At 47.0% G+C, this 15,565-nt stretch carries 18 protein-coding genes; all 18 read right to left on the bottom strand.

Going from position 1 to position 15,565, the window contains the following annotated elements:
* Positions 1-9: 9 nt before the first annotated feature.
* The 18 genes from GNP95_RS19555 to GNP95_RS19470 all read right to left on the bottom strand — a co-directional run bounded on the left by GNP95_RS19555 (position 10) and on the right by GNP95_RS19470 (position 15,522).
* Positions 10-333, bottom strand: a complete 324-nt coding sequence (locus tag GNP95_RS19555; RefSeq protein WP_155612529.1) for a hypothetical protein — start codon at positions 331-333, stop codon at positions 10-12.
* On the bottom strand, positions 326-718 hold the full coding sequence (gene fliS / locus GNP95_RS19550) for a flagellar export chaperone FliS (RefSeq protein ID WP_155612528.1): 393 nt from the start codon (positions 716-718) through the stop codon (positions 326-328). Before fliS ends, GNP95_RS19555 begins: the two co-directional genes overlap by 8 nt.
* Before the next feature lie 49 nt (positions 719-767).
* Positions 768-2,264 (bottom strand): flagellar filament capping protein FliD, encoded by a 1,497-nt coding sequence (gene fliD, locus GNP95_RS19545; protein WP_155612527.1) that lies wholly within the window; start codon positions 2,262-2,264, stop codon positions 768-770.
* 14 nt (positions 2,265-2,278) lie between these two features.
* Positions 2,279-2,611 (bottom strand): flagellar protein FlaG, encoded by a 333-nt coding sequence (locus tag GNP95_RS19540; RefSeq protein ID WP_155612526.1) that lies wholly within the window; start codon positions 2,609-2,611, stop codon positions 2,279-2,281.
* Between the two features lie 73 nt (positions 2,612-2,684).
* Positions 2,685-3,515 carry a flagellin N-terminal helical domain-containing protein gene (locus GNP95_RS19535; protein WP_155612525.1) on the bottom strand — a complete coding sequence of 277 codons (831 nt, stop codon included), beginning with the start codon at positions 3,513-3,515 and terminating at the stop codon, positions 2,685-2,687.
* 166 nt (positions 3,516-3,681) lie between these two features.
* Positions 3,682-3,918: a carbon storage regulator CsrA gene (gene csrA, locus GNP95_RS19530; protein ID WP_155612524.1), complete on the bottom strand. Its 237-nt coding sequence runs from the start codon at positions 3,916-3,918 to the stop codon at positions 3,682-3,684.
* Positions 3,896-4,354, bottom strand: coding sequence for a flagellar assembly protein FliW (gene fliW, locus GNP95_RS19525; RefSeq protein ID WP_155612523.1), 459 nt, complete (start codon positions 4,352-4,354; stop codon positions 3,896-3,898). Before fliW ends, csrA begins: the two co-directional genes overlap by 23 nt.
* 71 nt (positions 4,355-4,425) lie before the next feature.
* A complete protein-coding gene (locus GNP95_RS19520) occupies positions 4,426-4,998 on the bottom strand; it encodes a DUF6470 family protein (RefSeq protein WP_155612522.1) in 573 nt (190 codons plus the stop codon).
* Positions 4,999-5,009: 11 nt separating this feature from the next.
* Positions 5,010-5,912: a flagellar hook-associated protein FlgL gene (flgL, locus tag GNP95_RS19515; protein WP_155612521.1), complete on the bottom strand. Its 903-nt coding sequence runs from the start codon at positions 5,910-5,912 to the stop codon at positions 5,010-5,012.
* Between the two features lie 11 nt (positions 5,913-5,923).
* Complete coding sequence (gene flgK / locus GNP95_RS19510) at positions 5,924-7,489, bottom strand: flagellar hook-associated protein FlgK (RefSeq protein ID WP_155612520.1); 1,566 nt, start codon at positions 7,487-7,489, stop codon at positions 5,924-5,926.
* 23 nt (positions 7,490-7,512) lie between these two features.
* Entirely contained in the window at positions 7,513-8,013 is a 501-nt protein-coding gene (locus GNP95_RS19505; protein WP_213593640.1) for a flagellar protein FlgN, read from the bottom strand.
* The gene (gene flgM / locus GNP95_RS19500) at positions 8,010-8,309 is read right to left on the bottom strand and encodes a flagellar biosynthesis anti-sigma factor FlgM (RefSeq protein WP_413773766.1); all 300 of its coding nucleotides are present in this window, start codon (positions 8,307-8,309) and stop codon (positions 8,010-8,012) included. The genes GNP95_RS19505 and flgM overlap by 4 nt, the downstream gene beginning before the upstream one ends.
* 116 nt (positions 8,310-8,425) lie before the next feature.
* On the bottom strand, positions 8,426-8,842 hold the full coding sequence (locus tag GNP95_RS19495) for a TIGR03826 family flagellar region protein (RefSeq protein WP_155612518.1): 417 nt from the start codon (positions 8,840-8,842) through the stop codon (positions 8,426-8,428).
* A 106-nt stretch (positions 8,843-8,948) separates the two neighbouring features.
* Positions 8,949-9,830, bottom strand: a complete 882-nt coding sequence (locus GNP95_RS19490; RefSeq protein WP_230873918.1) for a ComF family protein — start codon at positions 9,828-9,830, stop codon at positions 8,949-8,951.
* A gap of 87 nt (positions 9,831-9,917) precedes the next feature.
* Positions 9,918-12,128, bottom strand: coding sequence for a DEAD/DEAH box helicase (locus GNP95_RS19485; protein WP_330163525.1), 2,211 nt, complete (start codon positions 12,126-12,128; stop codon positions 9,918-9,920).
* A 796-nt stretch (positions 12,129-12,924) separates the two neighbouring features.
* A complete protein-coding gene (locus GNP95_RS19480; RefSeq protein WP_155612517.1) occupies positions 12,925-13,350 on the bottom strand; it encodes a hypothetical protein in 426 nt (141 codons plus the stop codon).
* Between the two features lie 278 nt (positions 13,351-13,628).
* A complete protein-coding gene (locus GNP95_RS19475) occupies positions 13,629-14,357 on the bottom strand; it encodes a response regulator (protein ID WP_155612516.1) in 729 nt (242 codons plus the stop codon).
* Complete coding sequence (locus tag GNP95_RS19470; RefSeq protein ID WP_155612515.1) at positions 14,350-15,522, bottom strand: sensor histidine kinase; 1,173 nt, start codon at positions 15,520-15,522, stop codon at positions 14,350-14,352. Before GNP95_RS19470 ends, GNP95_RS19475 begins: the two co-directional genes overlap by 8 nt.
* Between the last annotated feature and the right edge of the window lie 43 nt (positions 15,523-15,565).

The following is a 15,565-nucleotide window of genomic DNA, read 5'->3' as shown; positions in this document are numbered from 1 at the left end:
CCTCCTTAATTAATTTTTATAATCTACGAAAAAAGCATCCATTTTATCATGATTGGATACTTTTCCGTATTGATTAGAAACGTATTTTCTCTTGCCAAAGTCAGTTATCTGCTTTCCCAAGCTCTCCTTCTCTAATAAAATCACACTAATGAGCTGATCATGCAATTCCTTAACTTTAAATAATTTCCCTCGATCTAAATTAGTTTCTTGCTGAAGTTTATAGAAGAACTGTTCTATCTCTAAAGACTTCTCCTCATACATTTCGAATGTAGGTTCTCTTAATATTTCTTCATATAGTTTGATAAGGTAATCTGCAGCAGATAAATTATTCATTTATGCCGAGTCTCCCTGTCTTCACTATATTTAGAGCCTGCTTCCATGTATCAACCATATCCCTTGCAAATTCCAAAGTATCATCTAGCAGCTCTACATTCTTATTAATCATAAATTGAGCTAAATGGTTGTTGTAAAAAAGGTATAAGTCCTTAAGATTTTGGGAAATTTCATATTTCAAGTCTAATGTGATGATCAATTCGTTAAAAATGCTCCTGACTTTATGCAATACTATATTCATGTCTTCATATTGACCTTGGTTGTAAAGTTGTTTTGCTTTCAATATCGACTTTACAATCTCTTGATACAACAATAAAGTCAATTCTCCCGGGCTAGCCGTTTCAACCTGAACTTTCAAGTATTGCATTTGCTGTGCATTGTGCATGTTTAATCTCTCCATAGTCGTTCTATTAGCTGAGCTTGGAATTTCTAAATTATCCGCCTAATTGTGAGGCAAGCCATGAACTTTGGGAGTTCATCTTTTGCAAAGCCTGTTCCATTGCAGTAAATCTCTTGTAATAACGATTTTCGATTTCTCTCAACTTGCGCTCGAGGTCAGATTCCTTATCCCTTATATCCTTTAGCTGCTTTCCAAGGACACTATCATCAATTGACTCAATTGAACCCGAACCAATCTTCTTGGTAAACTTGCTAAGCTGTGCTGTGATCTCTTCATAAATACGATCAGCAAACCCAAGTTCCTGCCTTCTTTTTTTCATGTTCTCCGGCGTGTCCGCTGGGGTATCGGAACTTTGAGTGAATAGCCGCTTGACATCATCAAAGCGAGTGTTAATCGCCTCTTGGAGCTTTGCTTCATCAATTTCCAGTTTACCGTTCTCTCTATAGTCCGATTTCACAGTAATGCCGATCTGCGATAATAATTTCAGCTGATCACCAGATCCTTCAAGAGGAAGATTTAGTGCTGATCGCAGGGATGATAAAGTACCAGTGAGCAAGCTGTCATTATATAATGTCCCAGCTCGTGCTTTTTTCTCCCAAGCTTCAATTTCACTCTCAGATAAGCTGTTTTTTTCTTCGGAAGTTAGAGGTTTATAATCCCGATTTTTTTTCGTAGTAGCAGCAGTTGAGAACAAATCCACAATCTCATTGTACTTTTCAACAAAGTTCTTGATTTTATCCGTTATCCCAGTACGATCCGTAACCGCACTAATTGTTGCTTCGCCGCTTCCACGCAGCGTCACCTGCACCCCGTTAATCGTAACCGTATTTGTACTGGATGTAATCAAATTACTACCATTGACTGTAAACTGTGCATCTTCACCAGTCTTGCTTAGTTCGGTCGAATCTAAATTAAAAACTTGGGCAAGAGCGTTAGAACCGCCCTGTGGTGTAATTTCTATTTTAGAAGAAGCACCGGTTGTTGTGGAACTTAGATACAACACACCAGCTGCACGATCAAAGTTAGCTTTTACACCCGTTTGACTGGAGTTATTGTTAATATCTTTAACAATCGAATCTAGCGTAGAGGTCCCAGCCGTAATCGTTATATCCGCAGAACCGCTAGCTCCTGTAATTGTAACCACACCACCTGTCGTTACAGGATCAGAAGCAGACTGAGTAACTTTGTTGCCTACGATTGTTGCAGAAGATGCCAATTTAGATACTGATACCGTACTTGTGCTCGGATTCGCCCCTCCTGCTGAGATGTCAAGAACTCCAGCATTAGAAGATGTTGCTTTTACTGTTTCAAAATTCGACTCGAAACGCAAACCGTTAACTGCTGTTCTGAAGGACAACAGAGCAGTGTTCATTGAACGATAATCTTCACGCTGCCATAGGGTAATCTGTTTTTTTCTCAACAGATTATCAAGCGGCATTCGCTCTGCTCTCATCAGGTCTTTAATTAGAGAATCGGTGTCTAGCATTCCGCTAAAACCTGTCAATCTTATAGGCCCATTTATCCCTGCCATTCTGGCCCTCCTCCCTACATTTTTTCATCTAAAAATACACCAACTTGAACACACATGTTATACATCATATCAAGCATTTTTTCCTTTGGTATTTCCCGAACGATTTCCTCTGTATCATCTGCTACTACAAGTATCATAATCGTATTTGTCTTCTCATGCAGCTTCACCTGAATGTGAGTTCCAGCTTCAACTAGCCTTTTATTCAACTTGTCAGCAAGTTCTGGGACTGTATAGTTCCTCTTATTCTGGCTCTGCTCCGTTTCTGACTGACTTAAGTATGTGGAGGAGGTAATATCTTTCAACCCAGAGATTAGGAACGCAGACGAAGAGTTCGGATCAACTCTCACTACATTTCCTCCTATTCACAAAATAAGCTATAGTAAAAAACCGGCCGGTTTCCCGGCCGGCTTAATGTTGAAATTAACGAAGCAATTGAAGAACGCCTTGTGGCTGTTGGTTAGCTTGAGCCAACATAGCAGTTGCAGCTTGTTGAAGAATGTTGTTCTTCGTGAATTCGGACATTTCTTTCGCCATGTCAACGTCACGAATACGAGATTCAGCAGCTTGAAGGTTCTCAGAGGTTGTTCCCAGGTTGTTGATAGTATGTTCCAAACGGTTTTGAACAGCACCAAGATCAGAACGAATTTGGGAAACTGTATTGATAGCTGCTTGGACGGAAGCCAAGTTTGCAGCAGCAGTAGTGTTCATTGCACCTGCAGCAGTAGTACCCAAATCAGTTAGACCAGCGATATCCAAGGAAGTCGCAAGTGCAGCCTTCAAGTTAAGGTTGATTATTTCTCCACCGTTCGCTCCAACTTGGAAAACAACAGTTGCGTCTGCACTCAACAGGGACTTCGTGTTAAATTGAGTTTGAGTTGCAATGTCATTGATTTGAGCTGTCAATTGCGCAATTTCGGAGTCAATTTTAGCAGCATCCGTAGTTGTCAACACTTCGTTCGCGCCTTGTACATAAAGCTCAGCCATACGTTGCAGCATAGCGTGAGTTTCATTCAATGCACCCTCAGCAGTTTGAATCAAGGAAATGCCGTCCAATGCGTTTTTGGATGCTTGCTCCAAGCCGCGGATTTGGTTACGCATTTTCTCGGAAATTGCCAGACCAGCAGCATCATCAGCAGCACGGTTGATACGGTAGCCGGAAGACAATTTCTCAAGGGATTTACCTTGTTGAGTGTTGTTGAACGTCAATTGACGTTGAGTGTTGTAAGAACTGATATTGTGGTTAATACGCATAATAAGTTTCCTCCTTGGAATGTTTTGGTGATTAGCATCCATGCTTCACCCGTATGTGGACAGTCATGGTTTGCGGCCGTCAATGCCATGACGATTGTCCCATGATATATATATCGGCCGACTTTAGCTATTGTTTATAGTAAACGCAATATTTTTATAATTTTTTTTAATTTTTCTTGCGGGGATCCACACTACGAAGAAGTTCTTGAACATTATCAGATTGCAAGACTGCTTCTTTATTCTGTTCTTGGATAGCATCGTAAATTTCTTCTCTGTAAATGCTCACATCAGCCGGTGCTTCGATCCCGATCCTCACCTGATCTCCGCTAACTTCAACCACAGAGATGACAATGTTGTTATTTATGATGATCTTCTGTCCCTTATTTCTCGACAGTATCAGCATGGCGTCCCTCCTGATCTTCAATTTTGTTCAGCGGATGTCGGGTTTCATACACAGACTGTTCAAGTATAATTTGAGCAGCTTTTCTCGATTTAGGATTCATAATGATCGGCGCCTTTAAGTTTAAGGTAATATCGGAAGGAGATCTTACAGTAACTACAGATCGAACGATGACCTCATCTTCCTTTTCAATTTGCAGAATATCGCGCCAACGCTGTTCCAGCGTAAATTCATATTCCGGATAGAACACAAATGGGTCGGTTAATACAAAAGTTAAATTTCCCTCCTCCAGGGACTGAATAAATTCAAAAGGGCTATCCTCTTGTGTAATGCCCACAAAGCTTCTATACTCTTCAAACCCTAAAATCGGAACGGAAAAATCCCATGTAGTATCAGGATAAACTTCAATGTTTCCAAATCTTGCTGTTTGTACAATCACAGGAATACCTCCTTCAATTCAAAAAAATAGCTATATGAAATTCCTTCATTATAGCTATTTTACTGGATTAATCAGACAACCTCATCCAAATGCCGGTTCGTTGCCGTCATAAATATAAAATTTTTCTGTATTAGATACGGATTAACTTTGCCAGGATAATAGTCCACTACAGGCTTGCGAATAACGGGATCTGCACTTACTCCGCCAGGCAAATAGTTCATATTTAAAGATCCGGGAGTAAATGTAACGTCCACGTTATCGTAGTCCGGCGGCCCCATAAATTGAATCGGCCGATCTTTCAATGCATTTTGTCTCGCGATTTCGGCAAATGCATTTCCGGGTTGATGAAAAGCCATCATCCGGTCGCCTGCTTGGGCAATCTCTGCGACATTTTGCATGGAAGATTCTAACGAACTTTGAGATACACGATCAGTAAATTCGTCAAACTTCGCTTTGCCTAAAGCGGACCAGGCCTTCCTTGCATCAATTTCGAGTGTAGGCCTGGATCGCTCCATTTCTAATTTACCCGGCTCTTGATGCAAATTTAACGATGGCCTCGGCTGCTCAATACTCCATTGACCTTTCGTTGTTTCTAAGGCCAGCCTACTAAAACCCTGTTGAATTTGTATGCGAGGAACTTGCATTCAAACCCCTCCTATCGCAGGAAATCCAACAAACTTGGGCGAATAATGCGTGCCATAGTATCAAGCGAAGCTTGATAGATACTTTCTGCAGTCTTAAGCTCAGTTATAACTGCTGGCATATCCGCATCTTCTGTTAAAGACTGCAGGGATATATAATTCAGATTCAAATCATTCAACCGGCTCATTGAGAACTCCAGCCGATTTTGCTTGCCGCCAATCTCTGCCTGCGCAGTAATCACTCTTTCTAAATTCTCCTGCAGGGCTGGAATAGCATTTTGAATTGCAGCAGTTCCCGCTGGACTAGTGTCATTTAGAGCATTTTTAAAATCATCCAGCACTTTAAATAATCCTGTATTATCACCGTAGGCTCCAAACACTTTATCACCTAGCATATTTACCGGTACATAGATACCTGCTCCGATTTGATATTGAACCACGCCTTCGTCCAAACTATAAGCCATATTTGCCGGGTCACTCGGATAAGGAGCTTCATTTACCCTTTCCCCGTTAAAAATGTATTTCCCCTTAAATTGCGAGTTGCCTAATGAAACAAGCTGTTCATAAAGTTGATCTACTTCTTGCTTAATATTGTTTCTGGCGTCCTCTGGAACAGTGTCCGTTCCTCCTTGTACAGCTAGTTCGGCCAGCCGCTGAATGATATTCGTTGTCTCCATCAAGACGCTGTCGGTAAATTGCATCCACGAATTCGCATCTTCCACATTTTCCTCAAATTGAGTAGTGGAGCTAATCTCGCCACGGTATTGCAGCGCACTTGCAACGCCAGCGGGGTCATCGGACGGACGATTAAGCCGCCGGTTCGTCATCAGCTGTTCCTGGTGCTTGTCCAGTCGTTTGAAGTTATTTTGCAGATTGCTCATCATCGATCTACTCATCATAGACTGAGTGATACGCATGTACTCATCTCCTATCTACCGACAATCCCGGTGCCGTTAATCAATTTATCGAGCATTTCATCAATCGTCGTCATGACGCGGGCAGAAGCGCTATAAGCATGCTGGAACCTGATCATATCTGACATTTCTTCATCCAGCGAGACACTGCTTACCGCTTGACGCAGTCGATCCGCATGATCGGACAACAAGGTGCCATTCTGTACCATCCGGTAGGCATCATCTGAGTCTGTCCCTAGCTGGGCAATGACCGATTGCAAGTAGCCGGCGAAGGTCCCTTCATTCGTAATCGCGCCATTCTGGCCGCGATAATCAAACTTGCCCTCAGCTAGTGAAGCGATCATTAATGCCAGATCGCCATTCCCCTGCAGAACTTTCTCTGTAGTAACCCCATTCTGGGTGACCTGCTCCGTTCGCATAGCAGCCGCAATATTAGCCAGGTTATCGGCAATTTCAGGATTAATGCGGATATTGGCTGCTGTAATTACGCCCCCTCCTACGGCAACGAAAAAGTCTTTGCCCGCCGTCGCCGGCTCCTGAAGGGTATAACCCAGCTTGTGCAATCCATTCAAGCCGTCCACAGTATGCTTAGTGTCCTGAGCAAGCTTTCTTGGATTCGTTGGATCCATCACCGCACCAGGAATGGTAACTCCCGGAGGCAAAATCGATCCCGCAGGCAAGGTCACTTCAATTTTTCCCGTAGCAAGCGTATTCGCCATCACGTTCATCTGAGTAATATAGTTCTGGACATGAACGTCGCGGGATTCCACATAACCGGCAATTTCCCCTCTTGTAAGAGCGTTAACGTTAGCCAAAGCAAACTCCGTAGGCGGCTGAATACCGTCCACGACCATGACATCGCCAAAAATGACCTGGTAGTTGTCATCGGTCTCTATCACTTGCAAGTTCCCCAGCGTAGAGAGCTGGTCGATCAGCAAGTCCCTTTGGTCGCGCAAGTCATTAGCGTTATCGCCAAGCCCTTCCACCCGGTTAATCATAATCGTTAAATCCGAAATTTGCTGCACTGTATTGTTCACTTCAGCCACCTTGACATCAATCCGCTGAGTCAGGTTGTTTTGCAGTGTGTTGAGCTGAGAGGCAATATGATTAAATGTTTCTGTAAGAGCGATCGCCTTCTGCTGAACTACCGTTCTGGCAGACAGGTCGGTGCTGCTCGGATTTTTGCTAAGCTGCTGCCAAGCATTCCAGAATTCCGAAATACTCGTGGCAATGCTATTCTCTGAAGGTTCGTTAAAAATACCCTCAACGTTGGATAACGTCTCTTGCTTCACAATCCAGGTCGACAAATCAGAGTTTTGATTCCGATATTCGATATCCAGCAGGAAATCACGAATCCGTTTAATGCTAGTAACTTCGACGCCCATCCCGAGCTGGTTCGGGTTCGTCGAACGGGTCATCCCTGGAAATTCAATCGGTCTTGCCGCTGCCATCTTGGCTACTTGACGAGAATAACCCGGCGCGTTAGCATTCGTGATATTATGTCCCGTTGTGGCCAAGGCTGTTTGCTGGGCAACGACTCCTCGCTTACCAACTTCAAGTGTATGAAAAGTAGATCTCATTTCGTTATTTCACTCCTATCCTTTTAGGCTCTCGTATCAAAAAAACTGCGTGGCTTCTGCGCAGCATGCTGCTTCGAAGGATCGCGGTACATCATGTCATCCTCCGGCTCGCTCACAAACAAATTGAGACTGTAATCTATGAATGTTAAGGACTGTTCGACCAGTTCCTTGTTTATCCCGTTCAAGCGCTTCAGCTCTCTTAGCGTATCCGACAGCTGGGCCTGAGCGGCCAGCAGCTGCTGCTTCTCCGTAACATCGAATACGAGACGAGTCATTTCGGTAATCGTTAATTTAAGCTGAGAACGAATCCCCTTTTCCTGCAAAAACTGCAGTGCGGCTTGTTCGCGCAGCTCGTCAAGCTCCTCGGTTTGTTTGAGCAGACGAGCCTCTTGGTTCATCAGCTTTGTCAAAAGAGCAATATCGTTATCCATAATGGCCTGCTGCTTTTCCTTGCCAAGTTCAATGATCTTCCGATACATTTCATCCGTCTGATGCAAAACATCGATTACGTTCTGTACGCTCACTTGGAATCCCCCGGATCAACAAATGATTTGAAGTACGGCGCCAGTTTCTCCGCTAGCTTGTTGGCTTCAACATGATACGTCCCCGTGGATACTGCCTTCTTTAACTCAGCAATTCGCTCCATCCGCTTAGGGTCTTGAACTTGATTGTGCTCTTCAAGCATGATTCTGGCCTCCGAAGAAATCGATAGCTGGTCCCTTTGCTTCTTCTTATCTACTGAAGTATCCCGATTCTCAACGTTGCGTTGATACGGATTGACCCCGTTAATTCGACCTGTCTCATTGATTTTCAAATTCATTCACCTCGTTTCAAATAAAAAAAACCGATAATCTTTACTAAGTTTATCGGCGTAGGTTTAAACATTGTTAATAGCGAAGTTTAGGAATTTCAATAATAATATAGGTTATTTTGGCATTATTGATTACGGAATTTGTCGACTGCGCCATAAGCCCCGCTGTGGTTACGATCATCATGAGCTTGTCTAGCCCCGCCCTCTTCCCTGACAGCGGCAGTCAAATCACGCGTTAGACGGGTACGGCAGGAATCACACATATTATTCTCACGAATAAGCACACCGCAGACCTCACAAGGGTACATCATATTCGGGTTATTGGCTACAGTGATTCGTCCCTCTTTAATGAACTTTGTAATCTGTTTGACGGAGACGCCTGTCGCCTCATGAACCTCCTGGATCGTAGCCAGTTTCTCTTGACGCAAATATTCAAGACATTTCTCATACTCTTTCTCGATATCTTTGATGCAGGATGGACAGATGTCCCTAAAATTATTGGCGAACAGTTTGCCGCAGCGCGGACAATTTCCCAAATTCATAACCATTCCCCCTACTTGTCCAATCGTAAAGCTGTTTAAAATAGATTACCTTATTTCAGGGGTGTTCGTCCATAATTTCCTACAAAAATACTGAATTTTGCTATATTTAAGATCTTGCCCAGGTCAAACTGTAAATTTCGCCGCTTCCCCCCAGCTCTGAGCAAATGTTTTGCAGTACGGCAGCGCAGGCATTGATCGTGCTCCCCGTCGTATAGACATCATCCACGAGCAGCAAACGAATGGTTTCGCCATGCTCAGAAAAAGCCCCGTCAGAGCGCGCCGCTACAGCCGCCAGCCGTTCAGAGGCATCAGGTAAAGCTTGAAAAACACCCTGCATATTTTCAAGCCTTTCCTGTCTGCTCTTAAAGCTTTGCTTGTCGGTATGCCGGGTACGCGTCAACAAGTTTAACAAAGGCAGACTGCTTCCGTTACGCCCCCTCGTCAAAGCTGCTCCCCTAGCCAACTGTTCTGCCTGATTGAAACCGCGTTCCACCCATCTTGCTTCACTCAAAGGCACAAACGTAACCGCATCAAATAAAGATTTCTGAAATCCCAGCTCATTTTTCATTCGCTCTACAGCTCGTCCCATCATGCGCGCGAGAACATCACCATAGGCCTCATGTCCGCGGTATTTATACTGAGCCAGCCATTGACGCATCGAAGCGTTATACGCCACACTGCTGCGGTTTATGACAAAACAACGCGGCGTTCCTCCCGTCCGGCTGCAATCAGGACACCCGACATGGCGCCCGCAAACCAGGCAGCGGGGCTGCATAATCCAAGGGATGCTCGAATAGCAGGACAGGCATAATTCGGGATAACCGGGAATCTGTGCGGATATCCTGCTGCCGCAAGCCAAACAGAGGCTGCCTGCCTGGCTCAGCAATCGATGGATTGGTTTCAGCATGCCTGAGAACAATCGCCCAAGATGCTCTGAATATAAGCAAGAGGAGTCCTCGGCTATACTCCCAGCAAGTTTCATACTCATACTCATAATCATCCTCCTTTCCTTAACATCGCATTACTTTGGCTCCAATTTTACTGACTGTCCAAACTAAGTTTCATTTCGATAGCCCTACCTTGGCTGGCCGGCCTTCGAATCAGCTTGCCGCAGGAAACCTTTTTTAAGCGCGATTTTGTTCATCGCTTTGATTTGCTTCACGGCTCCATGCTGAGACCTGGTCCACTCCGGGGAGGCAAAAACGACAATACCCGCAGGGTCATCTTTGGAACGGCCGGCTCGACCGGCCATTTGCACGAGGGAGGCTTCGTCAAACAGCTCGCTGTCGGCATCCAAAATATATACATCGCTTTTCGGCACGGTCACGCCCCGCTCCAGAATGGTTGTCGTTACGAGGATGCGAATTTCGCCCGAGCGGAAGTTGAGCACTTTATCGGAGCGCTGCTCATCCTGGGAGGAAGTCCCCTCTATTGAAAGAGCAGAAAACCTGCGCCGCAGCATAGCAACAAAGGGATCAATATGCCGGATGCGCGATACGAACATAAAAATTTGCGCCCCTCGCAGAATCGACTCGTTTAAGGGCTGCAGCAGCGAGCCCGGCAGCCGCTGACGCCGTACAGCCTCCGCTACGCTGCTCATAGCGACGCGCCGCGGCACAGGCAGCGGATAACCGTGGAATCTTGCCGGAACCTTTGCGTGCGCCAGCCTCCCTTGGCGGATCTCGCGCTGTAAAGATAAAGGGGGCGTGGCCGACAAATAGATGAAGCGCCCACCGGGTTTGCAGGAAGCCTCTGCCGCAAAAGCCAGCATGGGATCGTTATGATAGGGAAAGGCATCCAGCTCGTCAATAATGACAAGATCGAACGCCTCTTGGAACCTTAGCAGCTGATGGGTCGTGGCCAGATAGAGCCGCGCCCGCTCCCAGCGCTGGACGCTGCCTCCGTAGAGAACTGCCGCCGGTTCATCGGGAAAGGCTTTTGCGATCCGGGGAGCCAGCTCCAGAACAACGTCCCGCCTCGGAGTAGCTACCAGCACCGTCCCACCGCGATCAAGCGCATATTGAATCAGGGGGAAAATCATTTCCGTCTTTCCCGCTCCAGTTACGGCCCAGAGCAGAAAGCGCGGAATTCGCGCATGCGCCGCGGCCTTGCCGGCCGGAAGGCCGCCGCCATGCGGCGCAGCGTTGCGCGGCAGCGGCACCCGCATGCCGCCGCGCCCGCCCGCTTCCTGCGGCTCCGCCAGGAAGCGCAGCGCCTCCCCCGCAGCTGCGCGCTGCGCGGGGCTAAGCCCCCACCGGTCCAGCAAGGACCCGGTGGGGGGCCCTGCCGTGCCGTCACCGCCGCCCATTGGGCTTGGTGGTGACGGCACGGCGCAGGCGCTGCCGCGAAGCAGCAGCGCACAAGAGCGGCTGCGCCCCAGCGCGAGGCAGGCCTCGCAGTAGGCGCAGCTGCTCAGGCCGCACGACCCGCAGGGCGTGCAGCGAAAGGCTTCGCTGCCGCAGCGGCGGCAGCGGGGAGGCCGTGCCCGGCCGCGCAGCGGGGCACGGCTGTGGCGGGCGGCGGCCGGGGCCACGCCCGCGGTGAGCTGTACGCGCCCCTGCAGGTGCGCGTACTGGGCGGCGGAGCGCCACGCCGGCGCCAGCTCCGGCAGGCGCTCCGCCAGGAGCTGCTGCAGCTCCGCGGCCAGCAGCGACCGCCCCGCCAGTGCGTCTACTAACCGCGACGCGCTCCCTGCGATCACCCGCAACTTCAAACCGCATCTATCCAATCCACCTCTATCGAAATGCGCACCCTGTTCGGCCGTTGGCCTCCCTACCTGTTCCGCTTGCGGCTCTCCCCACGGACTTATTCTCTCTCCCATTTCCCTCTGTATAGCTCGTCCTTCTCGCGTCATTCCCTTCTCCCTCGTCCATATAAGCCGCGCTGGCCCTAAGCTTTCTAGAAAAAACTTGTCACGCGCCAATTCACCCTTAAATCGCCGGGCCAGTTCTTCTTGCAAATATTCATTCCACTCCCGCGCGCCCCACTCATCCATACGAGCATGGTGCATAAATCCATCCCGCAGGCCTACAGCCAAGCCCAAGGGCAGCTCAGCAGCCAGAAGCAGGATAAACTTCGCCTCCCCGGCCCCAGGCGCCCGTCCAGCTAACTCCGTGCCGTTTTCCCAGCCGCCTTTCAACCTTGTGTATTGTTGACCAATCCCGCTCCGCCCCACGCCTCTCCAACTCACATTCACCCGCCCATCCTGCGTCCACCACGCCAGATCAATGTCAAAATCCAGGCTGACTTTCACCTCCCATTCTGATGGGCATCTAACTGCGTACAAACAGACTTTCAACCGATCCCTCCTTTCGCTATGTAAGCATCAAATCTTCATTTCAAGACAACCTTGCGTCTATTAAAATACACAACCACGGATAGAAGCATTTACGAAAGAGATCAGTCCTACCCGTGAAACCAACCCTTGTCCCAAGATTTTTAAAAAATCCGCGCTGCGGCAAGCCCTTCCCGGGCCAGCCCAGCCTATCACTAGCCTTTAATACATTCTGCTATTTCTAAAACAGAAAAAGAACCTTTTGAAGAAGAGGCTGCACGATACTTTGGCGCTTAAGCAAAATGACCTGGGTTGCTCTAGTACAACTACTAACGGAATTAAATGTATTTCATGTATCTAGTTCGTTTTTATACGAGAACTTAGGTGAACTAACTGTATTTCATGCATCAAAATTATTGTTTTTGGGACTCACCTCCCTTTCAACCGCTTTTTAAATACAGGAAATCCAGCTAATTACTCATTTTGCTAAAGAACGGAGTTATTAAATGTAACAAATCCAGTTATTTCACCAGTCGGTCGGCTATTAGTTTGTTCATCAGTTTGTTCAACAGTCGGTTCAGCAATTGGTTCATCAGTTACCATCAATTAGTTCATCAATCAAACCAGTCCCTACCTTCATTCGCCGTATCGAATGCTGCAAAAACCTTCCACTTTAGCGTCGGACACACCTTATAACAGCACCTTATCCTATCCGTTCCAATCCAAACGCAAAAAAGCACACCCCTCGGCCATGCCCAAGAGTGTGCTTCACATCTTACGTTTCACCAGCATATTCAATTGACTGCAGCTATGCCTGAACATATGGTATTTTCGCCGCTTCGTGCGGCACCCGGAGATCGATGAATTTCAATTGCTCCCCATCGTTAGGAGTATGGCTCCGGATGATGTCATGTTCATCCTGGATTTCGGCCTCGCCAACTACGGTCAGGTTCATTTCATTGGCATACTTCATTCGCTCAATGATCGCCAGCGTATCATCCTGTGAACCATCGTCCAGTATCGTAACCCGGAGCGACTGTGCTCTCAAGCAGCTATACCACATAAGCGCCCGCAAATACCACTCCATCTGGTTCTCATGATTATGAGCTACTAGAATATAGTGAACCTGCTTTCGAGAGCTCGTTTCATACTTTAAATACCTGCTGTGAAAAAAATGCACAAGCGCCCCGGCAACGCCATAACTAAACAATATCCAGACCATGTAAGGAATCATGCGACTCAACCTCCCTATGCGACAATATATGCCGCCGGAAGCAGGTCGGTTACTGGGCTTTCATTACATATCCCTGATAAGACGTATGCTTAAGATCCATCGTCGCATTCGAATCATGCTGCCTAGCTGTATGTACAGGCTTAACTGCTGCATTGTATCCTTGTCCAAAAAAGAACAGATGCGACCTCACTTTTCAATTTAAAGTAAATATTGGAAACTGATAAGCGCGAAAGACCCTTGCTGATGTCTTTTACGACGAATAAGCAAGATCCTTCCTTTTATAAAGTTACCCAACCGAATTTGATCGCGTTTATTACGGCTTGCGTCCGATCGTCTACATCCATCTTTTGCAAAATGCTGCTGACATGGTTCTTGACCGTCTTCTCACTGATAAACAGGTGCTCGCCGATCATTTTATTGCTGCGGCCTTCCGCCATCAAACGGAGAACCTCTGCTTCACGTCTTGTGAGCGGGTTGTCGTCACCGGCTACAAATTTCACCCCGGCTTCGCGGATGGCACTATCTTCTGCAATTGCCCCGGTCTCACTTAAATACTCCATCCGGCGCAGCTGCTGAATCAGTTTGCCCGTCACCTTTGGGTGAATAAAGGCATTGCCTTCAGCTACGGTACGAATCGCGTTAACAAGCGACTCCGCCTCCATATCCTTCAGCAAATAACCAGTAGCTCCTTTGCGAAGCGTCTCAAACACATAACTTTCGTCATCATGTATAGATAGAATAATTACTTTCACCTCAGGAAGGGCATCGCGAAGCTCTGCCGTCGCGTCCACTCCGTTCAATTGCGGCATATTAATGTCCATCAAAACGATTTCGGGAAATAACTGCTGGCATGCTTCTAGAACTTGGGACCCGTCGCCGCATTCGCCAACAACTTCGATATCTTCCTCCATGTTTAAAATCCGTTTAAGCCCCTCGCGAAAAAGTTGATGATCATCAGCCAAGAGAACTTTGATTGTTTGTCTAGTGTTAGAAATAAGATTATCCATCCTGTAACTCCTTCCTCTTCTCTGCGTTTGTCGGGATATGGATGACGATTTTGGTACCCAAATTCGCCGTTGATTCTATTTCCATTCTTCCTTCCAGCAATTCCACCCTTTCCCGCATGCCAATTAATCCAAAATGGGTGTGCTCTTTGTTCTTAAGCTCCAGCTGATCCACCTTGAACCCCAGTCCGTTATCTTGAACCATAATTTTAACCATCTGGGCTTGATACGTAATTTCTACGATGACATACGTTGGAAAGGCATGTTTTGCCGCATTGGTGAGCGCTTCCTGGACTAATCTGAATACTGCTGCCTCCATGGCCGAGCTAAGACGGTATTCCTTGCCCCTTGTTTCAAAGGTCGTTCGGATTTTTGTCTTCTCTTCATAGTCATGCACATATTTGCGCAATGTCGGAATGAGCCCCAAATCATCCAGCGCCATCGGTCTAAGATTAAAGATGACTTTTCGCATTTCTTCCAAGCTGGAGCGCACTTGTCCCTTTAAATCTATTATTTCGTCCTGGACCATCTTAAATTCCTGCCTAGCTAGCATTCTTTCTACAATTTCCGTCCTAAGCACTAGATTTGCGAGCAGTTGCGCGGGACCGTCATGTATCTCGCGGGAGATTCTCTTGCGCTCTTCTTCCTGGGCCAGTATTATTTTCAAGCCGATGATCTGGCGGTTTTTGGCAGATTCCAGAATCCGAGTAACTTGTCCCAGCTCCCCTGACAAGTATTCTAACACAACTCCCATCTGCGTGCCGATGGTCTCAGCCCGCTCGACGGATTTATCCACGTTGCGAGCCCTCTTTTGCAATTCATCCCGCCGGGCCTTCAGATACATTTCTTTTTCACGGTAAATAAGCAGGTCGAGCTGCAGCTGTGTCGCCTTCTCGTAAGCCTGCTTGATATCCTCTTCTTTATAGCGCACGAAATCCCGGCTGACTTCCGTCAGCCGGATGCGGGAACGCCGGTAATTTACCTCAAGCTGGTCAACTTTTTCCACGGTCTCCGCCGTTTCCTTCATGACCTGCTGAAGCTCGTTATTCAGCGTTTTCAGCTCATTTCGTGCCGAATCTAATATTTCCAGCATTTGCAGTTTGCTGTTCTCCATAACGCTTATAGCGTTCTTAATGACGCGATCTATAGCATCGGCTTGAAAGTCCAATTACACCTTCTCCATTTCCTTGTGTCCATATATGCCATATTTA

It is taken from the genome of Paenibacillus woosongensis (assembly GCF_009725165.1).
Classification (GTDB): domain Bacteria; phylum Bacillota; class Bacilli; order Paenibacillales; family Paenibacillaceae; genus Fontibacillus; species Fontibacillus woosongensis.
This window is presented reverse-complemented; position numbering and strand designations above follow the sequence as displayed.

What these genes read in the sequence shown, in the direction of transcription:
- GNP95_RS19555 (WP_155612529.1), bottom strand. Translation starts at nt 333, where the DNA reads ATGAATAATTTATCTGCTGCAGATTACCTTATCAAACTATATGAAGAA.
- fliS (WP_155612528.1), bottom strand. Translation starts at nt 718, where the DNA reads ATGCACAATGCACAGCAAATGCAATACTTGAAAGTTCAGGTTGAAACG.
- fliD (WP_155612527.1), bottom strand. Translation starts at nt 2,264, where the DNA reads ATGGCAGGGATAAATGGGCCTATAAGATTGACAGGTTTTAGCGGAATG.
- GNP95_RS19535 (WP_155612525.1), bottom strand. Translation starts at nt 3,515, where the DNA reads ATGCGTATTAACCACAATATCAGTTCTTACAACACTCAACGTCAATTG.
- csrA (WP_155612524.1), bottom strand. Translation starts at nt 3,918, where the DNA reads ATGCTGATACTGTCGAGAAATAAGGGACAGAAGATCATCATAAATAAC.
- GNP95_RS19520 (WP_155612522.1), bottom strand. Translation starts at nt 4,998, where the DNA reads ATGCAAGTTCCTCGCATACAAATTCAACAGGGTTTTAGTAGGCTGGCC.
- flgL (WP_155612521.1), bottom strand. Translation starts at nt 5,912, where the DNA reads ATGCGTATCACTCAGTCTATGATGAGTAGATCGATGATGAGCAATCTG.
- flgK (WP_155612520.1), bottom strand. Translation starts at nt 7,489, where the DNA reads ATGAGATCTACTTTTCATACACTTGAAGTTGGTAAGCGAGGAGTCGTT.
- flgM (WP_413773766.1), bottom strand. Translation starts at nt 8,309, where the DNA reads ATGAATTTGAAAATCAATGAGACAGGTCGAATTAACGGGGTCAATCCG.
- GNP95_RS19495 (WP_155612518.1), bottom strand. Translation starts at nt 8,842, where the DNA reads ATGAATTTGGGAAATTGTCCGCGCTGCGGCAAACTGTTCGCCAATAAT.
- GNP95_RS19490 (WP_230873918.1), bottom strand. Translation starts at nt 9,830, where the DNA reads ATGAGTATGAAACTTGCTGGGAGTATAGCCGAGGACTCCTCTTGCTTA.
- GNP95_RS19480 (WP_155612517.1), bottom strand. Translation starts at nt 13,350, where the DNA reads ATGATTCCTTACATGGTCTGGATATTGTTTAGTTATGGCGTTGCCGGG.
- GNP95_RS19475 (WP_155612516.1), bottom strand. Translation starts at nt 14,357, where the DNA reads ATGGATAATCTTATTTCTAACACTAGACAAACAATCAAAGTTCTCTTG.